The 22164-nt window shown below is 71.2% G+C and carries 25 protein-coding genes; 13 read left to right on the top strand and 12 right to left on the bottom strand.

What is annotated here, in order from left to right; genetic code table 11:
- Nucleotides 1-31: 31 nt before the first annotated feature.
- Genes AB0M02_RS02610 through AB0M02_RS02600 form a run of 3 tightly spaced genes read right to left on the bottom strand, consistent with a single transcriptional unit; the run spans nt 32 to nt 5194 of the window.
- Nucleotides 32-3832 carry an ATP-dependent DNA helicase gene (locus tag AB0M02_RS02610; protein WP_364220295.1) on the bottom strand — a complete coding sequence of 1267 codons (3801 nt, stop codon included), beginning with the start codon at nt 3830-3832 and terminating at the stop codon, nt 32-34.
- Nucleotides 3833-3861: 29 nt separating this feature from the next.
- Nucleotides 3862-4413 (bottom strand): TIGR00730 family Rossman fold protein, encoded by a 552-nt coding sequence (locus AB0M02_RS02605; protein WP_364220292.1) that lies wholly within the window; start codon nt 4411-4413, stop codon nt 3862-3864.
- Nucleotide 4414: 1 nt separating this feature from the next.
- A complete protein-coding gene (locus AB0M02_RS02600; RefSeq protein ID WP_364220289.1) occupies nt 4415-5194 on the bottom strand; it encodes a TIGR00730 family Rossman fold protein in 780 nt (259 codons plus the stop codon).
- Between the two features lie 173 nt (nt 5195-5367).
- Between AB0M02_RS02600 and AB0M02_RS02595 the strand changes: the two genes are divergently transcribed.
- Nucleotides 5368-5586 (top strand): hypothetical protein, encoded by a 219-nt coding sequence (locus tag AB0M02_RS02595; RefSeq protein WP_364220286.1) that lies wholly within the window; start codon nt 5368-5370, stop codon nt 5584-5586.
- Between the two features lie 2 nt (nt 5587-5588).
- Here the strand turns inward: AB0M02_RS02595 and dapE are convergent, their stop codons facing one another.
- Nucleotides 5589-6662, bottom strand: a complete 1074-nt coding sequence (gene dapE / locus AB0M02_RS02590; protein WP_364220283.1) for a succinyl-diaminopimelate desuccinylase — start codon at nt 6660-6662, stop codon at nt 5589-5591.
- A gap of 48 nt (nt 6663-6710) precedes the next feature.
- Here dapE and dapD point away from each other — a divergent pair, with 48 nt between their 5' ends.
- On the top strand, nt 6711-7658 hold the full coding sequence (gene dapD, locus AB0M02_RS02585) for a 2,3,4,5-tetrahydropyridine-2,6-dicarboxylate N-succinyltransferase (RefSeq protein ID WP_364220280.1): 948 nt from the start codon (nt 6711-6713) through the stop codon (nt 7656-7658).
- Nucleotide 7659: 1 nt separating this feature from the next.
- On the opposite strand, the gene AB0M02_RS02580 is transcribed toward dapD, so the two are convergent.
- Nucleotides 7660-8481 carry a LysR family transcriptional regulator ArgP gene (locus tag AB0M02_RS02580; protein ID WP_364220278.1) on the bottom strand — a complete coding sequence of 274 codons (822 nt, stop codon included), beginning with the start codon at nt 8479-8481 and terminating at the stop codon, nt 7660-7662.
- A gap of 71 nt (nt 8482-8552) precedes the next feature.
- Between AB0M02_RS02580 and AB0M02_RS02575 the strand changes: the two genes are divergently transcribed.
- The 10 genes from AB0M02_RS02575 to AB0M02_RS02530 all read left to right on the top strand — a co-directional run bounded on the left by AB0M02_RS02575 (nt 8553) and on the right by AB0M02_RS02530 (nt 15675).
- Nucleotides 8553-9152 carry a LysE/ArgO family amino acid transporter gene (locus tag AB0M02_RS02575; protein ID WP_364220275.1) on the top strand — a complete coding sequence of 200 codons (600 nt, stop codon included), beginning with the start codon at nt 8553-8555 and terminating at the stop codon, nt 9150-9152.
- A gap of 46 nt (nt 9153-9198) precedes the next feature.
- Entirely contained in the window at nt 9199-10290 is a 1092-nt protein-coding gene (locus AB0M02_RS02570; RefSeq protein WP_364222496.1) for a MerR family transcriptional regulator, read from the top strand.
- Between the two features lie 113 nt (nt 10291-10403).
- Nucleotides 10404-11153: a methyltransferase gene (locus tag AB0M02_RS02565; protein ID WP_364220272.1), complete on the top strand. Its 750-nt coding sequence runs from the start codon at nt 10404-10406 to the stop codon at nt 11151-11153.
- A gap of 438 nt (nt 11154-11591) precedes the next feature.
- A complete protein-coding gene (locus tag AB0M02_RS02560; RefSeq protein ID WP_364220269.1) occupies nt 11592-12083 on the top strand; it encodes a hypothetical protein in 492 nt (163 codons plus the stop codon).
- Between the two features lie 110 nt (nt 12084-12193).
- Nucleotides 12194-12649 (top strand): hypothetical protein, encoded by a 456-nt coding sequence (locus AB0M02_RS02555; RefSeq protein ID WP_364220266.1) that lies wholly within the window; start codon nt 12194-12196, stop codon nt 12647-12649.
- Nucleotides 12639-12770, top strand: coding sequence for a hypothetical protein (locus AB0M02_RS02550; RefSeq protein WP_364220263.1), 132 nt, complete (start codon nt 12639-12641; stop codon nt 12768-12770). Before AB0M02_RS02555 ends, AB0M02_RS02550 begins: the two co-directional genes overlap by 11 nt.
- Nucleotides 12771-12790: 20 nt before the next feature.
- Nucleotides 12791-13075, top strand: a complete 285-nt coding sequence (locus AB0M02_RS02545) for a hypothetical protein (protein WP_364220260.1) — start codon at nt 12791-12793, stop codon at nt 13073-13075.
- Nucleotides 13072-13680: a hypothetical protein gene (locus tag AB0M02_RS02540; protein WP_364220257.1), complete on the top strand. Its 609-nt coding sequence runs from the start codon at nt 13072-13074 to the stop codon at nt 13678-13680. The genes AB0M02_RS02545 and AB0M02_RS02540 overlap by 4 nt, the downstream gene beginning before the upstream one ends.
- 338 nt (nt 13681-14018) lie before the next feature.
- Complete coding sequence (locus tag AB0M02_RS02535; protein WP_364220254.1) at nt 14019-14618, top strand: hypothetical protein; 600 nt, start codon at nt 14019-14021, stop codon at nt 14616-14618.
- A 37-nt stretch (nt 14619-14655) separates the two neighbouring features.
- Nucleotides 14656-15675 carry an SDR family oxidoreductase gene (locus AB0M02_RS02530; protein WP_364220251.1) on the top strand — a complete coding sequence of 340 codons (1020 nt, stop codon included), beginning with the start codon at nt 14656-14658 and terminating at the stop codon, nt 15673-15675.
- Nucleotides 15676-15773: 98 nt separating this feature from the next.
- Here the strand turns inward: AB0M02_RS02530 and AB0M02_RS02525 are convergent, their stop codons facing one another.
- Genes AB0M02_RS02525 through fdxA form a run of 4 tightly spaced genes read right to left on the bottom strand, consistent with a single transcriptional unit; the run spans nt 15774 to nt 19165 of the window.
- Nucleotides 15774-17021 carry a DUF4407 domain-containing protein gene (locus AB0M02_RS02525; RefSeq protein ID WP_364220249.1) on the bottom strand — a complete coding sequence of 416 codons (1248 nt, stop codon included), beginning with the start codon at nt 17019-17021 and terminating at the stop codon, nt 15774-15776.
- A 50-nt stretch (nt 17022-17071) separates the two neighbouring features.
- On the bottom strand, nt 17072-17731 hold the full coding sequence (locus AB0M02_RS02520; protein ID WP_364220246.1) for an SIMPL domain-containing protein: 660 nt from the start codon (nt 17729-17731) through the stop codon (nt 17072-17074).
- Nucleotides 17732-17735: 4 nt separating this feature from the next.
- Complete coding sequence (dapC, locus tag AB0M02_RS02515) at nt 17736-18842, bottom strand: succinyldiaminopimelate transaminase (protein WP_364222493.1); 1107 nt, start codon at nt 18840-18842, stop codon at nt 17736-17738.
- The gene (gene fdxA / locus AB0M02_RS02510; protein ID WP_364220243.1) at nt 18839-19165 is read right to left on the bottom strand and encodes a ferredoxin; all 327 of its coding nucleotides are present in this window, start codon (nt 19163-19165) and stop codon (nt 18839-18841) included. Before fdxA ends, dapC begins: the two co-directional genes overlap by 4 nt.
- A gap of 85 nt (nt 19166-19250) precedes the next feature.
- Here fdxA and AB0M02_RS02505 point away from each other — a divergent pair, with 85 nt between their 5' ends.
- Complete coding sequence (locus AB0M02_RS02505) at nt 19251-20210, top strand: GNAT family N-acetyltransferase (protein WP_364220240.1); 960 nt, start codon at nt 19251-19253, stop codon at nt 20208-20210.
- Nucleotide 20211: 1 nt separating this feature from the next.
- Here the strand turns inward: AB0M02_RS02505 and AB0M02_RS02500 are convergent, their stop codons facing one another.
- From AB0M02_RS02500 to mshB, 3 genes are all read right to left on the bottom strand, one after another.
- Nucleotides 20212-20679 carry a hypothetical protein gene (locus AB0M02_RS02500; protein ID WP_364220237.1) on the bottom strand — a complete coding sequence of 156 codons (468 nt, stop codon included), beginning with the start codon at nt 20677-20679 and terminating at the stop codon, nt 20212-20214.
- A 62-nt stretch (nt 20680-20741) separates the two neighbouring features.
- Entirely contained in the window at nt 20742-21251 is a 510-nt protein-coding gene (locus AB0M02_RS02495; protein WP_364220235.1) for a hypothetical protein, read from the bottom strand.
- Nucleotides 21248-22156, bottom strand: a complete 909-nt coding sequence (gene mshB / locus AB0M02_RS02490; protein WP_364220232.1) for an N-acetyl-1-D-myo-inositol-2-amino-2-deoxy-alpha-D-glucopyranoside deacetylase — start codon at nt 22154-22156, stop codon at nt 21248-21250. Before mshB ends, AB0M02_RS02495 begins: the two co-directional genes overlap by 4 nt.
- Between the last annotated feature and the right edge of the window lie 8 nt (nt 22157-22164).

The raw sequence follows: 22164 nt of genomic DNA, 5'->3' as shown, positions 1-22164 counted from the left end.
CGCTCGTCCGGTCCTGGCGTTCTCGTCGTCGTCATCGTCGGTCGTCCGGTCGCTGCGGGCCCGGTTCGACGACCTGGCGGCCCTTGCCGGAGATCGGGCAGCTGGTGCGGACCGGGCAGACCCGGCACCGGCTGTTCGCCACGGCGGAGAACGTCGACGCGGCCATGGTCTCGGCGGTGCGGCGCACCATCGCGTACGCCCACTGCGGGTCGACGGCGTCGGCGAGCGGCACCTGCATCTGCTCCCGGGCCTCCTTGCCCGGGCCGAGCTGCACGAGGGCCGCCCCGCCGCTATCCGTGCCGTAGTCCGCGAAGGCACCCGCGTCCACCGCAGCCTGATAGCCCGCGAGCTGCGGATTCTCGGCCACATCGGCGGCCGAGACGGCGGTGGTCTTCCCGGTCTTCAGGTCGATCACGACCAGCCGGCCGTCCTCGTCGACCTCGAGCCGGTCCACCCGTCCGGTCAGCTGAATCGGCAGCCGCTCGTCCTCCAGCCGCACGGTGAACTCGTGCTCGATCGCGAGCAGCCGCCGCGGGTTCACGGCCAGCCACCGCAGGAGCTTGTCGACCATGCCCTGGGCCCGCTCGTGCTCCGGCCCGGCGAGCCAGCGCGCCGCCAGCTCGATCGAGTCGAACCGGGCGGAGACGTACTCCACCAGCTTCTCCCGATCGGCGTTCGCGTCCTCGGCGAGCATCGCGGCCGCGTGCACCAGGTTGCCGATGCCCTGCGCGGGGCCGGCGGGTGCGGCGCCGCCGTGCCGTTCCAGCAGCCAGCGCAGGCTGCAGCGCAGCGCGCTCTCCATCGACGACGGTGTGACCTTGACCGGGTCACCCTCGTCGACCAGTGGGCGGTCGTCGGAGAGAGGGCGAAGTCCCCACCACTCGTCGGGGTGCGCGCCGGGGACACCGGCGGCGGCGAGGCGGGCGAGCTCAGCGGCGGCGGCACGGCGCCGGCTGGGCGTTTCCTCAGCTCCGATTACTACGGTACGGAGTTCGGCTACCAGCGAGGCGAGGGTCAGGGCTCGGGGCGCCCGGCCGACGGGGAGTTCGGGGTCGGCCTCGTCGTCTGGCTCCCCTGCCTCTTCCCCTGCCCGTGCCTCTTCCGCTCCCTCTGCCCCTTCTGCTCCCTCTGCCCCTTCTGCTCCCTCTGCCTCTCTCGCTTCCGTCGCCTCTTCCCGCGCCGCCTCTTCCCGCGCCGCCTCTTCCCGCGCCGCCTCTTCCCGCGCCGCCTCTTCCCGCGCCGCCTCTTCCCGCGCCGCCTCTTCCCGCGCCGCCTCGTCGTCCTCGCCTCGCGGCGCCCCATCCTCCGCACCTCGCCCCGGGTCGCTTTGCAGCGTTTTGTCGGGATACGCATCCTCTGTCGCCGCCGCTCCCGTGCTGTCCGACGGGCCGGGGGTGTTGTTCGGGTCGTCGGGTGGGCCGGTGTCCCAGGGGTCGGGGTCCGGTGGATCGGCTGGTGGCGGTGCTTCCGGGCCCTCACCGAAGCGCGGCACTGGAATCGCCAGCTCGCTCAGGAAGCGGCTCGGCTGCTCCTCACCGCCCGCACCGCCGGCACTCGCGGAGGCCACGGCGGTCACCACGAGGCGTCGCCGTGCCCGGGTAGCCGCCACGTAGAACAGCCGCCGCTCCTCGTCGAGCAGCGCGGACGCCTCGGCCACGATCGCCGCGGCGCCGCTGGCGGGGCGGCCGGCGAGCACGTCAACGAGGCGTTCCGAACCGAGCAGGCTTCCACGCAGACGCAGGTCCGGCCAGATGCCCTCCTGCACGCCGGCAAGCACCACCACGTCCCACTCCAGGCCCTTGGCGGCGTGCACGGTGAGCAGCCGGACCGCCTCGCCACGGTCGGCGCTCGGCGCGATCGAGTCGGCGGGCAAATCCTGGCCGAGGACGTGGTCGATGAAGACCTCGGTGCGCGCGCCGGGCAACCGGTCGACGAAACGGGCGGCCGCATCGAACAGGACCACGATCGCGTCGAGGTCACGGTCGGCGGCCTCGGCACGCCACTGGCGGGCCCGACCCACTTCACGCTGGTCGGGCATGGGGGTGGTGCGGGTGCTCATCGCGTACCACCGGTCGGACAGGCCGCTCGCCCGCCACACGGTCCAGAGCACGTCCTCGGCGGTGGCGCCGGGTTCGGCGGCGGCGTCGCGCACGACGGCCAGGAGACGGGCGATGGTCTGCGCCGGCCGGGCCCAGCGGCGCTCGACCATGTCCAGGCCGGCCGGGTCGCGTACCGCGTCGACCAACAACTCGCCCGACGGCCGCCGGTCGCCGGCAGCCAGCGCGAGCGCACGCAGACCCTGGCGCAGCCGCCGCTCGGCCAGCGGGTCGGCCCCACCGAGCGCCGAGTGCAGCAGCGCGACGGCGGCCTCCTCGTCGAGCACCTGCGGGTCGAGCGCACAGCGCAGGAGCAGCAGGAACGGCGCGACCGCCGGCTGCAGGTGCAGCGGCAGATCCTCGGCGAGCGTCACGGTCGGCACCCCGGCCGCGGCAAGGGCGCGCTGCACGGACGGCTGCTGCAAAATCGTCGACCGCATCAGCACCGCCATCCGCGACCAGGGCACCCCGTGCAGCAGGTGCGCCTCCCGAAGCGCATGCGCGATATAGGCCGTCTCAGCCGCCGGTGACCGAAACGTCCGAACCACCGCCTCCGCCCTGGGCCCGAACAACTCCGCCGCCGCGGTTTCCCCAGGCGGATCGGCGGAGGCAGGTGGGGCTGCTGGATCTGTCGGTGTTGGGGGGAACATCGGGCGGTGGCCGATGGGGCCGCGCATGCGGCGGGCGACGCGGGTGGTGGCGGTGAGCAGGGGCGGAACGGCTCGGTAGTTGGTGTGGAGGGCGATCGCGGCGGCCGGGCTGCCGGCGGCGGTGCGGAAGAGGTCGGGGAAGCGGGAGACGATTTCGGGGTCGGCGCCTCGGAAGGCGTAGACCGAGGAGTCCGGGTCGGCGAAGGCGACCAGGGGCTTGCCGCCGCCGGCGACCTGGGAGAGGAGCTCGATCTGGGCCGGGTCGGTTTCGGCGAGTTCGTCGACGAAGACGAACTCGAGGCGGCGGCGCTCGGCGGCCAGCAGGTCGGGCTCGTCGGCGAGGAGCCCGGAGGCGGCTCGGACCAGCTCGGCCGGGTCGTAGGCGGTGGAGCCTCGGGTGGTGACGTCGCGCAGGGCGAGGACCGCGACGTACTCCCGGAGGAAGCGGGCAGCGGCCGGCCAGTCGTCGCGGCCGAGGCGTTCGCCCAGGCGGGCCAGCTCGACCGGGCCGACGCCGCGTTCCGCAGCGCGCTGCATGAGGTCGCGGAGCTGCTGGGCGAAGGCTCGGGTGGGCAGGGCCGAGCGCAGACCCTCGGGCCAGCCGATCGTGTCGGTCGCCTCCGGGTCGCCGACGATCGAGAGCAGCTCGCGGATGATCAGGTCCTGCTCGGGACCGGTGAGCAGGCGCGGGGACGGCTCACCTCGCTCGGCGGCGGCCCGGCGGAGGAGGCCGAACGCGTACGCATGGAAGGTCCGCACCAACGGCTCGTGCACGATGCGCCCGGGGTCGTCGGCGATGCGTGCCTCGATGCGGTCGCGCAGAGCCGCGGCCCCGCGACGGCCGAAGGTCAGCACCAGGATCCGCTCCGGGTCGGCGCCGTCGGCGATGCGTGCCGCGACCGCCTCGACCAGGACCGACGTCTTGCCGGTGCCGGGACCGCCGACGACCAGCAGCGGGCCGGCCGTGTGCTCGGTGACCCGGCGCTGCGTCTCGTCGGCCGGGAGCCCGGGCACGGCCGCGCGGGGGCGCCGAACCAGGCGATAGGCCGGCCGGCGCACCGGGGACTGGGGGGCCGGCGTGCTCACGGCATCTATGAGAGCACGCCGGTACGACGTTATTGCTCGCCGAGGGTGTCCTCAATGAGGTCGAGCGCGGCCGGAACCGATCGGGCGATCTGGATCATCTCCATCCCGGCGGGCCGGACGAACTTCTGGTCGACCAGCGTGCCGAGCCAGCGCAGGAGGCCGTCGTAGAAACCGTCCGGGTCGAGCAGGACGATCGGCCTGTTGTGCACGGCGAGCGTCGCGGTGGTCCAGACCTCGAAGAGTTCGTCCAGTGTGCCGAGGCCTCCCGGCAGGGTGAGGAACGCGTCCGAACGGTCGATCATCAGGTTCTTCCGGGCGCCCATGTCCGTGGTGACCACCAGTTCGTCCGACGCGACGTCGGCGACCTCCAGGTCGACCAGGCACTGCGGGATGATGCCGAGGGTGTGCCCGCCGGCGGTCCGGGCGCCGTCGGCAACCGCACCCATCATGCCGACGCAGCCGCCGCCGGAGACCAGGGTGTGCCCCCGCTCGGCGAGTTGGCGGCCGGTCTCGGTGGCGAGGTCCAGCCAGCGTTGTTCGAGAGTGGTCGACGAGGCGCAGAAGACGCAGACGGCAGCCACGTCACCGCGTCCCGTTGGTGTCGTGCAGGGCCGCGTCGGCGTCCACGATGATCCGCACCGCCTCGTCGACGTCGTCGGTGATCTGGATGAGGTCGAGATCCATGGCGCTGATCTTGCCCTCGTCGAGCATCCGGCGCTTCAGCCAGTCGACCAGCCCGCCCCAGTACTCGGCGCCCATCAGGATCACCGGGAACCTGGTCACCTTCTTCGTCTGCACCAGCGTGATGGCCTCGAACAGCTCGTCGAGCGTGCCGAAGCCGCCGGGCAGGACCACGAACGCCTGGGCGTACTTGACGAACATGGTCTTGCGGACGAAGAAGTAGCGGAAGTCGATCCCGACGTCGACCCAGTCGTTGAGGCCCTGCTCGAAGGGCAGCTCGATGCCGAGGCCCACGGACATGCCACCCGCCTCGGTGGCGCCCCGGTTGGCCGCCTCCATGACGCCCGGTCCGCCGCCGGTGATCACCGCGTAGCCCGCCTCGGCCAGCGCGGCGCCGAGGCGTTCGGCCAGCTCGCACTCGTAGCTGTCCGGGCCGCTGCGCGCCGAGCCGAACACGCTCACCGCGGGCGGCAGGTCGGCCAGGGTGTCGAAGCCCTCGACGAACTCGGAGAGGATCCGGAGCGCCCGCCAGGCGTCCTTGGTCTTCCACTCGCCCCGGTTGTGGGAGTCGAGCAGTTTCTGGTCGGCGGTGCTCGGCGGGATGGAGTCACGCCGCAACGTGACCGCGCCGCGATGACGTTCCGGCCCGGGGTTCGGTCGCCCGTTGGTGCTCTCCGTCATGCAACCAAGGTAGTGCGGACGGTCAGTACCTGGTGAATAACCGGCTGCGTTTCGGTAAGAGGATTGCGACGCGCAGACCTTTTTGCCAGATTGAAGCAACCGACAGTAGCGCCAGCACGTCTGTACTGTTACCGACCTGGCATCACCGGGCTCCCGGCTAAGGAGCAGCCACTGTGACGAACCGATACGAGCGCCTCAAGATGCAGCGCCGCATGCAGCGCCGGATCCGCCTCGTGGTCGAGGAGAGACTCGCGGCACGCGACACCCAGTCGGCCGTGGATCCCGAGGCGACCATGGAGATACCGCCGCGGGACCTGCCCCTCGACCTGCCCGCCGCGATGGCCGTGGTCCCGCAGCGTGCGATCGGACGGGTGGCGGTCCCCCAGGCCTAGGCCTAGTCAGCCGCCAGCCAGCGATACAACGTCGCGGCGCCGTCGCGGATCTTCCCGATCTCGACGTGCTCGTCCGGCGCGTGCGCGAGGGACGGGTCGCCGGGGCCGTAATTGAGGGCGGGGATGCCGAGCTGGGCGAACCGTGCCACGTCGGTCCAGCCCAGCTTGCCGGACGGCTCGATGCCGATCGCGGCCAGGAACTCGCGGGCGGGCGCCGCCTTCAGGCCGGGCAGCGCGCCGGGAGCCGAGTCGGTCATCTCGATCTCGTACCCCTCGAAGACCTCCTTGAGGTGCTCGAAGGCCTGCTTCTCGGAGCGGTCCGGCGCGAAGCGCAGGTTCACGTCGATCGCGCACTCGTCCGGGACGACGTTGCCGGCGATGCCACCGGCGATGTGTACGGCACTGAGCCCCTCCCGGTACGTACACCCGTCGATCGTCACCGTCCGCGGGTGGTAGTCCTCGAGCCGCCGCAGCACCTCGCCCGCCGCGTGGATCGCGTTCACCCCACGCCAGGCCCGTGCCGTGTGCGCCCGCCGGCCACGGGTGTGCACGCGCACCCGCATCGTCCCCTGGCAGCCCGCTTCGACCAGCCCGTACGTCGGTTCGAGCAGGACCGCGAAGTCGGCCTGCAACCACTTGGGGTGGCTCTCCGCCACGAGGTTGAGCCCGTTGAACTCGGCCTCGATCTCCTCGGCCTCGTAGAAGAGGTAGGTGATGTCGTAGCGCGGGTCGGGCAGCGTGACCGCGAGGTGCAGCGCAAGGGCAACACCGGATTTCATGTCCGACGTACCGCAGCCGTAGATCAGGTCGTCGACGACAGTGGACGGCCAGTTGTCGTTGATCGGCACCGTGTCGAGGTGTCCGGCCAGCACGATCCGCTGGGCCCGGCCCAGTTTGGTCTTGGCCATGACGGTGTTCCCGTGCCGGCGCACGGTCAGGTGACCGGCCTGGCGGAGGACCTCCTCGACGCAGTCGGCGATCACCTTCTCGTCGCGGGAGACGGACTCGATGTCGACCAGGGCGCGGGTCAGCACGACCGGGTCGACCAGCACGTCCGGGGTAAGCGGGTTGGCCATGTCCGCACCATACCGGGGCGCCGTAGCTGTTCTAGTAGGGTCTGCACCGTGGAAACCGCGCTCTCGACTTCACCCGCCTGGGGTATCGGCCTCGCCACCGTGACCGCCGACGGACAGGTTCTGGACACCTGGTTCCCGGCCGGATTCCTGGGCCTGGGCGAGGAGCCCGCCGACGCCCCGGCTCTCCCTGCCGGGCTGACCGGCCCCAAGCTGCTCCCCGGCCTCAGCACCGTCGAGGTCCGTGTGGCGATCAAGTCGCTCGCCGACCCGATCGCCGACGCCTCCGAGGGCTACCTGCGGCTGCACCTTCTCTCGCACCGCCTGGTCCAGCCGAACGCGCTGAACCTGGACGGGATCTTCGGCAAGCTGGCGAACGTGGCCTGGACCTCGGCCGGCCCGTGCCCGCCCGAGCGGGTCAACGAGTTGCGCTTCCTGGAGCGCGCGGCCGGCCGTCAGCTGGCCGTCTACGGCGTGGACAAGTTCCCCCGGATGATCGACTACGTGGTGCCGTCGGGTGTCCGGATCGCCGACGCCGACCGGGTCCGCCTCGGCGCCCACCTGGCCGCCGGCACCACGGTCATGCACGAGGGATTCGTCAACTTCAACGCCGGCACGCTGGGCACCTCGATGGTCGAGGGCCGCATCGTCCAGGGCGTCGTGGTCGGCGACGGCTCGGACATCGGAGGCGGTTCGTCGATCATGGGCACGCTGTCCGGCGGCGGCAAGGAGAAGGTACGCATCGGCGAGCGCAGCCTGCTCGGCGCGAACGCGGGTGTCGGCATCTCGCTCGGCGACGACTGCGTGGTCGAGGCGGGCACCTACATCACCGCCGCCTCGAAGATCACGCTGCCCGACGGGCGTGTGGTGAAGGCCATCGAGCTCTCCGGTGTGAACAATCTCCTGTTCTGGCGCAACTCGGTCTCCGGCGCCCTGGAGGCCCGCCCGCGCAAGGGCACCGGCATCGAGCTGAACAGCGCGCTGCACACCAACGACTGACTCAGGTACGCAACGACGCCGCGGCCGCCGTCTTCACGGCGGCCGTGAGCGTGTTCAGGGTCTCCGACTCGATCCGCCAGTACTGCCAGTAGAGCGGCACGTCGAGGTACTCGCCGGGGCGGATGTCCACGTACCGCCCGGTCTCGAGATCGGGCCGGGCGTTCTGTTCCGGCACCAGTCCCCACCCCAGTCCCAGCCGGATGGCCTCGTTGAAGGTGGCCGCACCGGGCACGTAGTGGATCGGCGGCTCCGGCCGGGCACCCAGGAACCTGTGCTGGAGCCGGTCCTTGCGGTTGTAGAGCAGCATCGGCGCGCGGCTCAGGTCGGTGACGTCGAAACCGGGCGCCGCGACCGGCAGGTACCGCATCACGCCGAGCCTCTCCACCCGGCAGCCCTGCACCGCGACGTGCTCGGCGGTCACCGCCGCCATCACGGTGCCCGCCCGGAGCAGTTCCGCGGTGTGGTCCTGGTCGTCGGTGTGCACCTCGAAGGTGACATCCGGCACCCCGAGCAGCACCGGCGGGAACCAGCTGTTGAGCGAGTCCGCGTTCACCACGATCGACAGCCGGGTGTCGCCGCGAGCCTGATCGAGGGCCTCCCGCTCGAGCAGCGCGACCTGCCCGGCGAAGCGGACCAGCGCCTGGCCGGCGGTCGTCGCGACACAGGGCTTCGACCGGCGCACCAGGACCTGGCCGACGGACTGTTCGAGAGCCTTGATCCGCTGGCTGACCGCCGACGGTGTGACGTGCAGCGCACGGGCCGCCGCCTCGAAACTGCCGAGATCCACCACGGCCTGGAAGGTCTCCAGTTGAACCTGGTCCATGTTAAGCAACGCTAATCCATCGTGAGAATGATTAGCTGGAGTGCACGAGTATCCGGCCGTAGCGTCGAGACATGCTCGCCTCCGCTTTAGCCGGTTTTGCGGCGTCTGCCGTATTGATCATCGCGATCGGTGCACAGAACGCCTTCGTGCTCCGGCAGGGACTGCGTCGGGAACACGTACTCCCTGTGGTGTTGACCTGTGCCCTTTCCGACCTTGCCCTGATCTCTGCCGGCATCGCCGGCCTCGGCGCCGTGCTCAACGCCCAGCCCGCGCTGGTGACCGGGATCCGCTGGGTGGGTGCCGCCTTCCTTCTCGGGTACGCGGTGCTCGCCGCCCGCCGAGCCCTGCGCCCGCAGGCGCTCGACCCGGCCGGGAAGGCGCCGGCCACCCTCCGCGCAACGCTGTTGACCTGCCTCGCCCTCACCTACCTGAACCCGCACGTCTACCTGGACACCGTGCTGCTGCTCGGCTCGGTGGCGCAGCAGCACGCGAACCGCTGGGCCTTCGGTCTCGGCGCGGCCGCCGCGAGCCTGGTCTGGTTCACCGCACTCGGCGCGGGCGCCCACCGGCTCGCCCCGCTGCTGGCCCGCCCGGCGGCCTGGCGCGTGCTGGACGGCCTGATCGCCGTGGTCATGGCTGCGATCGGCGTCACGCTTGTGGTTCAGGCTTGACTCTCACCCTGGGTGAGACATCAGAGTGAGGCGGGTGAGGAGCGACATGCGTGGCATCGGCGAGGTGGCCCGGGCCAGTGGGCTGAGCGTCAGCGCGCTGCGGTTCTACGACGGCGCGGGCGTGCTGGTCCCGGCCGTGGTGGATCCGGTCACCGGCTACCGCCGATATTCCGCGGAACAGATCAAAGCTGCCCGGCTGGTCGCCGGCCTCCGACGAGTGGGAATGCCAGTCGCAGAGATCGCGCAGGCGGTCCAAGACCTTTCCAACCCCTCTTCGGTACGGGTGAAGCTCGATCTGCATCGGGAAAGACTGGAGGCCGGCCTCGCCGATGCCCGTCGTGAGCTCCTCCGGCTGCACGCCCTGCTCGACCTGGAGGAGAACCTGATGACCAGAGTCACAGTGGCCGCCGGTGACCTGTTCGCCGCCCTCGACGCCGTCCGCTTCGCCGCCGCGGCAGCCGGTGACGTGATCCCGGCCGGTGTGCTGTTCGAGACCGCCGAGGACGTCCTGACGCTGGTCGCCACCGACCGCTTCCGCCTGGCCGTCGCCACCGCACCGGCGCGGGTGGAGGGACCGCCGGGCCGGCACTTCCTGCCGCTGACGTTCACCGACGAGCTGCGCGGGCTGCCCGCCGGTCTCATCGTCCTCGACCTCGCCGGCGACCGGGTGTCAGCGAGAACCGCCGACCGGGATTCGGCGCAGGCCGGCGACCGGGATTCGGCTCGGGCCGGCGACCGCGTTGTCGAGGACAAGCCCGTTGAGATCGACTTTCCGGACTATCGCCGTCTGCTCAACCCGCCCGGCCCGGAGACCCGGCGGGTCGCGGTCGACGCGGCTGACCTGCGGGAGAGACTCGCCGCCGCGCCGGTCGTCGCCCGTGAGCACGAGGGCGCGGCCTACGCGGTCTCGATCCTCGGGCTGGACCCCGCGGGCGGCGTGCGTCTGGCGGCCGAGGACGACTGGCGGGCCGACGCGGAGAGCCACGTCGCGGTCAACCGCGAGTTCCTGCTCGAGGCGCTGGACGCCGGCGGTTCCGGGCAGCTGGTCCTCGAGCTGGACGGCCCGGTGCGGCCGCTGGCAGTGCGCGCGCCGGGTGAGACGGACCGGTTCTCGATCCTGATGCCGGTTCGGTGCTGACCGTCACATCCAGAGCTTTTCTGGTAACCGTTCAGCCACAGTCCGGCACCGGTCCCGTATGGGACGCGGGATGGAGTCGCTCCTCGGGCCGAGGCCCGGCTACTTTTCCCAACGTGCGCAGCAACCGGCAGGAGGACGAACTCAACGCCGCGGCTACCGGCGCCTCCATGACCGGGTGGGAATTCGCCTGGCTGGACGGCCTGGCCGTGGCGTCCGAGCCGTCGTGGTCGTTCCCGGAGCTGGCCCGGCCCCTGCTGCGCCGCGCGTTCAGCCTGTTGGATCTCGACACGGGCGGCGGTGAGCTGCTCGCCGAGCTGGCGCCTCTTCCGCCTTACACGGTGGCCGTGGAGAGCTGGGCGCGGAACACTCCGGCCGCCCGGGAGCGGCTCGCCCCGTTCGGCGTCTCCGTGCTCACCGAGTTGCCCGCCGGCGAGGACGAGTTCGACGTGGTGCTCAGCCGGCACGGCCGCCTGCCCGCCGCCGACATCGCCCGCCTGCTCAAGCCGGGCGGCGTCCTGCTCACCCAGCAGGTCGGCAGCGACGACCTGGCGGATCTCAACGTCGAGTTGGGCGCGCCACCCCCGCACCCGCGCCGCTGGGACGCGGACGTCGCGGTGGCGGCGCTGGAGGCGGCCGGCTTGCGGGTGACGGACGTGCGCGAGGAGCACCCGCTCGTCGTGTTCCGGGACATCTCCGCGGTGGTCCACCAGCTGCGCACGGTGCCGTGGCAGATCCGGGACTTCACGCCGCAGCGTTACGAGCGGGCACTGGCCCGGCTCTCGGCGACGATCCGGGCGCGTGGCGAGTTCACCGCGCGGGCGCACCGATTCCTCGTGCAGGCGGCCCGGCCGACAGAGGCATAAGGCGCAAGCCTCTTTCAGGGGATCGCCCGTTAATCCGTTGGTGTTTGCTGCACGGAAATTATTCTGCCACACCGTTTTGTTTCACATTAAAGCTTCATGTTTCAAGCTTCTCCACGGCCGTTCCGGAGAGCGCGACGAGAGGTCGCGCTTGAGTTCACGGGTTCGGCGTGCATGTGGACATCCATGCACGTGAACGCCCGTTGTGGCCGGTCGGGATCGGACCGTGCCGGGCCGGACTGACGGCTCCCGTCACTCCCCAGTGGTAACCGGAACGCACGCAACAGCCCGGCAGGAAGACCGATCGCCGGGAAATGCGCGGTCGGTCATCTTTGTCGCAGCGCCGGGGACGCATTGAGGGCTCCCGGTGACACCCGACTAACGACGTGCACCCCGAACCGGGGTGACTGCACGCTGTCCCGTTCCAGGAGGAACAATCCCATGCGCAAGTTCACCAAGCGTTCCGCTGCCTTCGTCACCGCCGGCGTCATCGCGGTCACCGGAGCCGGTGCGGCCTACGCGGCCTGGTTGCTCTCCGGCACCGGATCAGCGGCGGCGACGGCGGGCTCGGCGGCACAGCTGAGCGTCAGCGGCATCACTGTGACCCCGGCTTTCGGCCCCGGCAGCACGAACGATGTCGCTTTCACGGTGACCAACACCAATGCGTTTCCCGCCGAAATCACCAGCGTCTCGATCGGCACCATCACGAATGCGGTGGCCGACACGGTGTGCGCCGACAACAACGTCGTCGCCAACGAGGACGCGGACCAGCCCGCGAGTCTGCCGACGCTAGGCGCCGCGGGCTCGGCGACCGACGAGGCGACGATCACCTTCGATGACGCGCTCAAGATGATCGCCGACCCCCAGAACGGCTGCCAGGGCGTCAACTTCACCATCCCGGTCACGGTCGCCGCGGTGAGCGCCGCTTCCTGATCATCTCGACGAGGAGGGCGCTGTCATGGCGCCCTCCTTCCGCGCCCCTCCACACAGACAGGAACGGCAACGTGTCCAGATCATCGATGCGCGCTCGACCGTTGTTCGCGGTGGTCACCATCGCAGTGCTGGCGGCGACCGGCGGGGCGGCATGGGCTGTCTGGCAGATCAGCGGATCGCAGATCTCGACAACGACGGTGGGCTCGGGTGTCGAGTTACGGCTCGCCGGGCTCCCCCACCCCGACGTTCCGCTCTATCCAGGCGCCAAGTCCGACCTGCGGGTGACCGTCAAGAACGACAACACCTTCCCGGTGCGCGTGAGCTCGGTCCGGCCGGGACCGGGTGGAACAACGGTGGATGAGGCACATCGGAATGCGGGTTGCCTGAACACCGGCGTCTCGCTCACCGCGAACAACTTCACCGTCCTGTGGCGGATTCCGGCGAGGTCAAGCAGGGAGTTCCTGCTCCCTGGTTCCGTCCGGATGACGAACAGTTCGGATTCCGCCTGCCAGGGCGGTGCCTTCACCATCCCGCTGACCGCGAGCGGGAGGAGCGATGCGAGTTGAACGTTTGCGGCGGGTCGTGGCGGCGACCGCGGCTGTGGTGTGCGTGTGGGTCGCGGCCGGTTCGCGTACGTCTGAAGCCTCCGACGTGGCCTTCGCGTTCGACGTCAGGCGACGCCGGTGAAAGATCTTCATCCGGGCGCCGTGAGGCGCACTCGGCTGACCGTGGTGAACCCCTATCCGTTTCCGATCAGCGTCGGACGGCTCGGTGCCCGGCTCGTGTCCACCTCGGACCGCGCCTGCAAGCCGACGGCGACCAACCTGCGAGTCGGATCCTTTCTCGGGGAACTGCCGATCACCGTGCCCGCGCGCGGCCGGAAGACGCCCGGCGAGCTGGAGGTCGCGATGCCGAACACGGCTGCCGACGCGTGTCAGAGGACTACGTTCCACCTGGCGATCACCGCAACCGCGACGCGGGTGAAGCGATGAGGCGCGCGGGGAAGGCCGCTGTGCTGGCCGGAGGCGTGGGAGTCAGCCTGGCCCTCGGCGCCGGGCTGACCGCCTGGGCGAGCTGGAGCGTGCCGGTGAGCTCGGGCCGGGGTACCGCCGCCACCGAGAAGATGCCGCGAGTCGGGACGCCCAGCGCGGAGCTGTCCGGCAAGGACGTCCAGATCTCCTGGCCGAAGGCGACATTCTCGTCCGGAGCGCCGGTCGGGGGTTATGTGGTGACTCGCCTGACCGCCGACGCGCGGGCGGTCGCCTGCACAGTGCCGTCCACCAGGCTGACCTGCCTCGACGAGAAGGCTCCCCAGGGGAAGGGCGAGTGGTCCTACGTCGTTCACGCCACCGCCGGAGCGCACTGGACCGGTCCCGCGAGCGAGCCGGTTCAGGTGCGCCGCGGTAAGCAGGAACGCGAGGAGGCCGCCAGTCAGAAGGCCCCTCAGCCGGCACAGACCGAGCCGGCGATCGCAGCGGCCCAGGCGGGTCCGACGCCCTCGGCGTCGCCCACGACATCGGCAGCGCCGACGGAAGCGGTAACAGCCACCCCGACAGCGACACCGGTGGAGGAGACCACGGCGGCCACAATCGGCTGAGCCGGACCAGCGGTCGACCGGCGCGGATTTGGGCAGGCGGGCGCGCAGCGCTAGGCGGGCATCCCGGCAGGACCGGGTGCTTGCCGCAGTTCACAGGCATGAACGGAAGGCAACGGCGGTGTCCGATTCCGTCACTCGGCAGGGGTAGGCCGTTTAGGCAGACCTGTCCGATTTATGCGCCGGAAGGGCGTACGGAAAACCGATCACATCGGACATCTCTATCAGGGAACGTTGTATGAGCGCCGAACAGGCATCATTCACGCCGGCCTTCGAGGAGGAGCAAGCCGCATGCCCGAACCGAGCCTTACCGCCGCGGCTGGCACCGCGGAGACCACGTCGTGAATCAGCGCGACGTCCTGCCCAGCCTTTCCGAGGCCGGCGCGCACATTGAACTGCGGGCCGCCGACCACGAGGAACCGACGTGGGAGGTGCACCGGCCGGGTGCGCCGCGGCGCCGGTTCGACCGTCGCGCCCGGATGATCCTGACCGCGGCGGCGATCGCGGCGCTGCTGGCGAACGCGGGTGCGGCGTGGGCGTACTGGCGGTGGAACGGGCCGGAGGCACCGAGCGAGGTGGCCGGTACGGTCTTCGAACTCGCGCTGAGCGGGAGCTCCAGCGCGAGCCACACGCTACGGCCGGGTGAGGTCGGCGACCTCACGGTGACCGTGACCAACCAGCACTCGGTGCCGATCCGGGTGACCTCGATCCGGCAGGGCGCGGGGCCGGTCATCGCGGACGAGACGCACCGGGACACCGGCTGCGTCGACCCGCCGGTGCAGCTCACCGAGGGCAGCTTCGCGGTCTCCTGGGAGGTGCCGAAGAACACGATCGGCGCATTCGTGCTGCACCGGGCCATCACGGTGCGGCACGGGGGGCCACCGGCGTGCCGTGACGCGACCTACACGGTTCCGGTGCAGGCGCGGGCCGAGCGGCCCTGAGGTTTCCGCGCGGCGCGACCGGTCATATCTGGAGACCATGAGCAGGATCTCGGTGGTGACCGGTGCGAGCGCCGGAATCGGGCGGGCGGTGGCCCGCCGCCTGGCGGCGAGGGGCGATGCGGTCGCGTTGCTCGCTCGCGGTGGGGAAGGCCTTGCGGCTACGGCAGAGGATGTACGCGAGACAGGCGCCACCGCCCTCCCGATCGAGGTGGACGTCGCCGACTTCGGCGCGGTCGACGCCGCCGCGGAGCGGATCGAGAAGGAACTCGGCCCGATCGACCTGTGGGTCAACGACGCGTTCTCCAGCGTCTTCGCCCCGTTCGAGCAGATCGGGATGGACGAGTTCGCGCGGACCACCGAGGTGTCCTACCTCGGCTACGTGCACGGCACCCGCGCCGCCCTGTCCCGGATGCGGCCCCGCGACCACGGCGTGATCGTGCAGGTCGGGTCGGCGCTGGCGTACCGGGGCATCCCGCTGCAGAGCGCCTACTGCGGTGCCAAGCACGCGGTGCAGGGTTTCACCGAGTCGCTACGGGTCGAACTGCTGCACGAGAAGAGCAACGTCCACGTGACGATGGTGCAGATGCCGGCGGTGAACACCCCGCAGTTCCGCTGGGTGCTGTCCCGCCTGCCGCGCGAGGCGCAGCCGGTGCCGCCGATCTACCAGCCGGAGGTGGCGGCCCGCGCCGTGCTGTACGCCGCCGATCACCCGAAACGCCGCGAGTACTGGGTCGGCGGCTCGACCGCGCTGACCCTGGCCGCGAACGCCGTCGCTCCCGGGCTGCTCGACCGGTACCTGGCCTGGCAGGGGTACGGCAGCCAGCAGACCGACGAGGCCCGCGACCCGCATGAGCCGGCCAACCTCTGGTCACCGGCCGACGGCTCACCTGCCGACGGCCGGGGCGGCGGGGACGCGGGCGCGCACGGCGCCTTCGACGATCAGGCCAAGAGCCGCAGCCTGCAGTTGTGGGCGTCGCAGCACCACGGCCTGCTGGCCTCGGTCGCCGGCGGGTTGCTGGTGACGGCGGGCGCCGCCTGGGCCGCGACCCGCCGATAAACGCGGCGGCCCGGCGATGAAAGGCGGCCCGGCGATGAACGCGGCGGCCCGGCGATGAAGGCGGCCAGCCGATGAACGCGGCGGCCCGCCGATGAGATTTACGCGTTGATGCGGTGACGCGGGACAGGCCGGTCCACCGCGTTGGGATCGACCACGACCGCGTGGGTCAGGACCGCTCGGGCACGTTCCGTGGCGGTCCGGGTCAGCCGCCCGTCGTGACTGGCCGCCTCGATCCCGTCCGCGATCACCTTGGCGGTGGCGTCACCGTACGTCCGAGCATCGTGGATCTCGCGCTCGTGAATCAGGTACGCCTCGTGCTCCCGGAGCCGCGCGATCCGCGCCTCGTGCCGCTCGTACATGTTGCCCCGCGACACGAACTTGAGCCCGATAGCCGCGCAGTCCAGCGCCACCAGCAGCAACGCGATGCCCAAGTAGAACAGGCCGACTCCCCAGAAGTCCGCCGTGACCAGGTGCCACATGGCCGCTGTCCGGGCGCCGAAGCCGGCGTCCGCCCGTACCACTGAAGCGTTCTGAGCCCGCGCCGCGCCGATCTGCTCGCCCAGCCGGGCCTGTTCCGCGGCCCGCGCGGAGCGGGCCGCACCCTGCTGATCGTGCAGCGCCGTGGCCTGCCGGTCCAGTGCCGCGGCCTCGCCGTCCAACAGGCGCGACCGCTGCACGAGGTTGTAGCAGTAACCGCCGCGCGGACAGCCGGGGCTGTGCGTGACACCGGAACCCTCGGAGTCGGCGAGCGCCTGCCGGTACAGCAGCCGCGCGTCGTCACGCTTCGAGGATGCCCGGTCGGTCAGCGACCGCACCGCGTCGTCGTCTGCGCCCGCTTCCCTGCGGAGTTCGGCGAGCCGGGCCCGGTAGAGAGCGACCGCACCGCCGGAATCGAGCGCGTCCAGCTGGGCGCTCTGCACCGCGGCGAGGCGGGCGTCGATCTCGCCTCGGTACCGGGCCAGCATCAGCGGCTCGGTGATCACCACGGCGAAGAGGAGTGCCAGCCCGAGCCGGCCGAGGTAGAGGCCGAGGGTCGGACGGCGCAGCAGGTGCCGCGGGTCCGCCGAGTCGAGCCGGTCGTAGCTGATCGCCACCCGGCCCACCACGGCCCGGTCGTACGCCACCACCCCCATCGCCACCAGTGGCCCGACGACCCACTGGTACCAGGGATGGGCGTATCCGGTGCTGGCGTCGATGAACGCGGCACCGCCCACCGTCGCGTAGACGAAGTAGAGCAGGATGAACACGCCGACAGATCGATAGAGAACGCGGTCCGAGTGTGTGGACACACTTCGCGGATTCACGTTGGCCACCCGCAGCAGCAGGTGCCCGAGGCCCTTGCGCATGGCGTCGAGTCTCGCCGACGACCCACCCGCACGGTGGCGAAATCGGCGGATCAGCCGGTGGCGCCTCGGCCCAGCACGGTCGGCTCGGTGATGGTGACACGCAGCAGGACCCGGGCCTCGACGGTCTGCTGCTGCGGATAGAGATCGAAACCGGTCCCGGTGTCGGCGGCCTCGGCAGCGCCGAACGCACTCCGCATCATCGGGTGCGGCGCGGTCGCGTCGACGTCGGCGATCTCCACGATCCGGTCGATCTCGCTGCCGACGGCGGACGCGTACTCCCGGGCGCGGGTCAGGGCGTCGGCGACGGCGGCGCGGCGCACATCGGCACCGGCCCGGCTTCCCGGGCGCAGCTGCCACCAGGGTCCGGAGATCGAGGCGAGCTCCTGGGCGGCAAGATCGGCCAGGAGCAACCCGAGCGCGGTGAAATCGGTCACGGTCACCGTCGTCGAGACACTTCCAGCGTACGACGTGACGCGCTCGCCGCGCCGTTTGAACTCGGGGTGGACCTGCACGCCCGCGGTCTCCCGGCGCTCGACCACGGGGCCGTAGCGGTCCAGGATCGCGCCGACGTCGGCGGCTCGCTGGGAGAGCCGGGACAGCACGACCGCCCGATCGCGGTCAGCGGCGGACACCACGACGGAGAAGACCGCCTGTTCCGGCGGCATCTCCCGGTGTGCCTCGCCGTGCACCACCACGATCGGGCTCGCCACGGCGTCAGTCCCCGAACGGCTCGGCGAGCCGGTCGGCGGCCGCGGCCACCCGCTCGTCGGTCGCGGTCAGGGCGATCCGCACGTGCCGCTGCGCCGCCGGACCGTAGAAGGCGCCCGGTGCGGCCAGGATGCCGCGGCGGGCGAGCCGGTCAACGGTGGTCCAGCAGTCCTCGTCCCGGGTGGACCACAGGTAGAGACCGGCCTCCGAGTGGCTGATCTCGAACCCGGACTTCACCAGGGCGGTGCGCAGGGTGTCGCGGCGGGCCGCGTAGCGGGCGCGCTGCTCGGCCACGTGCTCCTCGTCGCCGAGCGCCGCGACCATGGCGGCCTGCACCGGAGCCGGCACGATCATCCCGGCGTGTTTGCGGACCGCGAGCAGCTCGCGGACCAGCGCCGGGTCGCCGCCGACGAAACCGGCACGGTAACCGGCCAGGTTGGACCGTTTGGAGAGCGAGTGGACGGCCAGGACACCGGTGTAGTCGCCACCGGTGACCTCGTCCGAGAGCACCGAGACCGGTGTGGACTCCCAGCCGAGCGAGACGTAGCACTCGTCGCTGACCACCACGACGCCGCGCTCGCGGGCCCACGAGACCACCTTGCGCAGGTGTTCGGCGGGCAGCACGCGACCGGTCGGGTTGGACGGCGAGTTGACCCAGATCAGCCTGATCCGACGGTCGGGCCCGAGCGCGGTGAGCGAGTCGGACCGGACCACCTCGGCGCCGGCCAGACGGGCGCCCACCTCGTACGTCGGGTAGCAGACGGACGGGATGACCACCACGTCGCCGGGGCCCACGCCGAGCAGCGTGGGCAGCCAGGCGACCAGTTCCTTCGAGCCGATCGTGGGCAGCACGCCCAGCTCACCGGATGCGCGGCACTCCCGCGCCAGCCATCCCGCGATGGCCTCGCGCAACCGCGGGGTGCCCGCGGTCAGCGGGTATCCGGGCGCGTCCGAAGCATCGGCGAGGGCCTGCCGGACGAGCGGCGGGACCGAGTCGACCGGCGTGCCGACCGAGAGGTCCACGATGCCGTCCGGGTGGGCCGCGGCGAGCGCCTTGGCCGGCTCCAGCAGATCCCAGGGGAAGTCCGGCAGAGCCGACGACAGAGCGTTCAGTGCCCTTCCCCGCGCGGCGCCTGACCGGCGACGAACGGGGTGTCCTTGTCGATCTTGCCGACCTTGGAGGCGCCACCGGGCGAACCGAGATCCTCGAAGAACTCGTAGTTCGCGTTGGTGTAGTCCTTCCACTGGTCCGGGACATCGTCCTCGTAGAAGATCGCCTCCACGGGGCAGACCGGCTCGCAGGCCCCGCAGTCGACGCACTCATCGGGGTGGATGTAGAGCATCCGGTTGCCCTCGTAGATGCAGTCGACCGGGCACTCCTCGATGCATGCCTTGTCGAGAACATCGACGCAGGGCTCAGCGATGATGTAGGTCACGGGTCTTTCCCTTCGAAAGCCACGCCGCGGGGACCGCGCACGACGAATTGCAGAGCCTAGTATTCCCCGCCTAGGGAGGTAATGCGTGCTCCGACAGCAGGATGTGGGACACCGGGTGGTGGTACGGCGAATTGTAGGCGTAACCGGAGAGCGCACGCTCTTCACGGATGCGCTGGGCGAACTCGTCGACCTCACGGAGACCGATCTCACACTCGCCACCGACAAGGGAACCCTGCGTGTGCCGCTGCGCGAGGTGCACCGGGCCAAGCGGGTCCCACCGGCTCGCCGTCCCCGTGCGGCCGAGGTGATCGCGCTCGAACTCGCGGCGGACGAGGCCTGGCCGGCCCCGGTCCGGTCCCGGCTCGGCGGGTGGATCCTGCGCGCGGCGGACAACTGGACCGGCCGGGCCAACTCGGCGCTCGCCGTGGGCGACCCGGACCGGCCCCTGGAGGCCGCGATCGACGCGGTGGCCCGGTGGTACGACGAGCGCGGCCAGCAACCCCTGATCAACACGCCGCTCCCCCTCGCCGCGCCGGTCAACGCGGCTCTCGACGAGCGGGGCTGGACCGCGCGGCCGCTGACCCTCGTGCAGACCGCGCCGCTCGCGCCGATCCTGGCCGCGCCCGCGCGCACCGACCTGCCGCCGGTGGACCTGGCCGACTCGCCCACCGACTCCTGGTACGCCATGGTCGCCGAGCACAAGGGGATCCTGCCGGGCGCCGCGATCCGCATTCTGACGGGCGTACCCGAAAAGGTCTTCGTCTCCGTGCGCGACGCCCAGGGTGACCTTCTCGCGGTCGCCCGGGGCGCGGTGACCGGACCTGATCGCTGGCTGGGGCTCTCGCTGGTGCAGACCGCGCCCGCCGCACGCCGCCGCGGCCTGGCGCAGCACGTGGTCCGCGCCGTCGCCGGATGGGCGGCGCAGCGCGGCGCCACGCGTGCCTATCTGCAGGTGGAGGAGCGGAACACGGCAGCGGTCGCGCTGTACGGCCGGGTGGGCTTCAGCACCCACCACACCTATCTGACCAGGGAAGCGCCCCGGTGATTCAGCGGCGGACGATCTTGCGCGGGCGGGCGGCGCGATTCTGCGTGTACGCCTTCAGCGCCTTGGACCGGTAGTCGCGGCCCAGCATCACGGCGAGCCAGTAACCGAGAAGCGTGCCGGCGATCGCGCAGCCGCTGTAGAGCCAGATCTGCGCGAAGAAGTCACCGGCGCCGTTGGCGAACGGGCCGTTGCCGCTCACGAACGGGCCGATCAGCACCGTCAGCAGCATGCCGCCGAGCGCGCCGAACCCGACGTCGGGCAGCCAGTCACTCGGCTTCACCCGCTGGCACCGGATAAACGTGAGGACTCCGAGCACGAGCGCGACCAGCACGAACATGACGATCGTGGCCCAGTTCTGCGCGGTGTCGGAATCGTCGAAGCCGATCCGGACCACCAGGCGCGCCACGGCGTTGATCGCGAACAGTGCGACCGCCAGAACCGTGATCCGGAACCAGCGCTGATGCCTCATCTCGGCCTCCCCAAAATGCGAGTGTGGGCGGGATCGTAGCGCCACCGGACCGCGTGTGGGGATTACTGGAGACGCTTCGGCACCGGCTTGAGAATGAGACGGTACGAGTACACCGCGAACGTGAGGCTCCCCAGCAGGATCATCACCAGGGCCGTCCAGTTCTCGCCGCCGAGCAGGTAGTCCCCCTCGGCGGTGCGGGTGCCGGCCGCGGCCAGCATCAGCAGCGTCCAGAGGGCCCACGGCGGGCCCACCGACCAGCGCCGGCCGGTGGTGGCCACCGCGAACCAGGAGATCGCCCAGTTGGCGCCGACCGCGACCGGGACCGCCAGCGGGATCGCGGCCCCGCTGCCGGTCCACGGCGAGCGGCCGTGGAACAGCTCCACGAAGCCGCCGCTGCGCAGCGCGCTCAGCTCCAGCTCGATCATCGCGGTGACCACGGTCGCGACGACCGCGATCGTGACGCCGGCGACCCGCAGGACGGTCTCCCAGCCGGGCCACGGCTCCCGCTTCTCCGCCGCCGGGGCCTCGCGCTCCTGCTCCTGCTCCTGCTCCGCGGTCATCGGCGCGGTCATCGGGTCGCCGCGTCGGCGGCCAGCGGCTCACCGATGTCGAGGCCGCTGAACAGGTCGTCCTCCCACTTGAACGGCCCGGTGCCGGCGCCGCGCTCGCCCTTGACCAACGTGTAGTACTCCACGCCCATGAACTCGCCGCCGAAGTCGCCGGCGATCCCGTAGAGCCAGGAGTTGTCCGGGATCTGGCTGGCGTGGGCGCGCATCGCCGCGGTCTTCTTCGCGTCGTGGTCGGTCCCGTCGATCCGCGCGGCGATCTCGTCGTCCGGAGTGCCGAACGGCAGATCGCCCGCGCTCCGCACCTCGGCGAACGGATTGTTCGCCGACTCGCGGAAGGCCTCCATGCCGTCGTGCAGGACGCTCAGCGGCATCGCCGTCCAGTAGATCTTGGCGGGCGCGTCCGGGCCGGCCAGCTCGGCGGCACGCATCGCGACCCGGTGCGCCTGGATGTGGTCCGGGTGCCCGTAGAAGCCGTTGTCGTCATACGTGATCATGACCTGCGGCCGCACCTCGCGGATGATCTCCAGCAGGTGCGCGGCGGCCTCGTCCAGGTCGGCCTGCCAGAACGCGCGCGGGTGCTCGTTGGTCGGCAGGCCCATCATGCCGGAGTCCCGGTAGCGCCCGGCGCCGCCGAGCATCCGGTGGTCGGTGACACCCAGCGCCGCACAGGCCCGCTGCCACTCCACCAGCCGGTATCCACCCAGCTGATCGGCCTGCCCGGCGGCCAGCTGGGCGAGCTCGGGCACATGTATCTCGCCCTCCTCGCCGAGGGTGCAGGTCACCAGCGTCACGTGGGCACCGGTCGAGACGTAGTGCGCCATGGTCGCGCCGGTCCCGATCACCTCGTCGTCGGGGTGGGCGTGCACCAGCAGCAGTCGGCGCGCGGGCAGCTCTTGGCTAGCGGTCACGGCCGATA

The organism is Actinoplanes sp. NPDC051861, from assembly GCF_040681145.1.
GTDB lineage: Bacteria > Actinomycetota > Actinomycetes > Mycobacteriales > Micromonosporaceae > Actinoplanes.
Note: the sequence above shows the minus strand (reverse complement) of the source record. Positions and strands in the feature narration are given on the sequence as shown.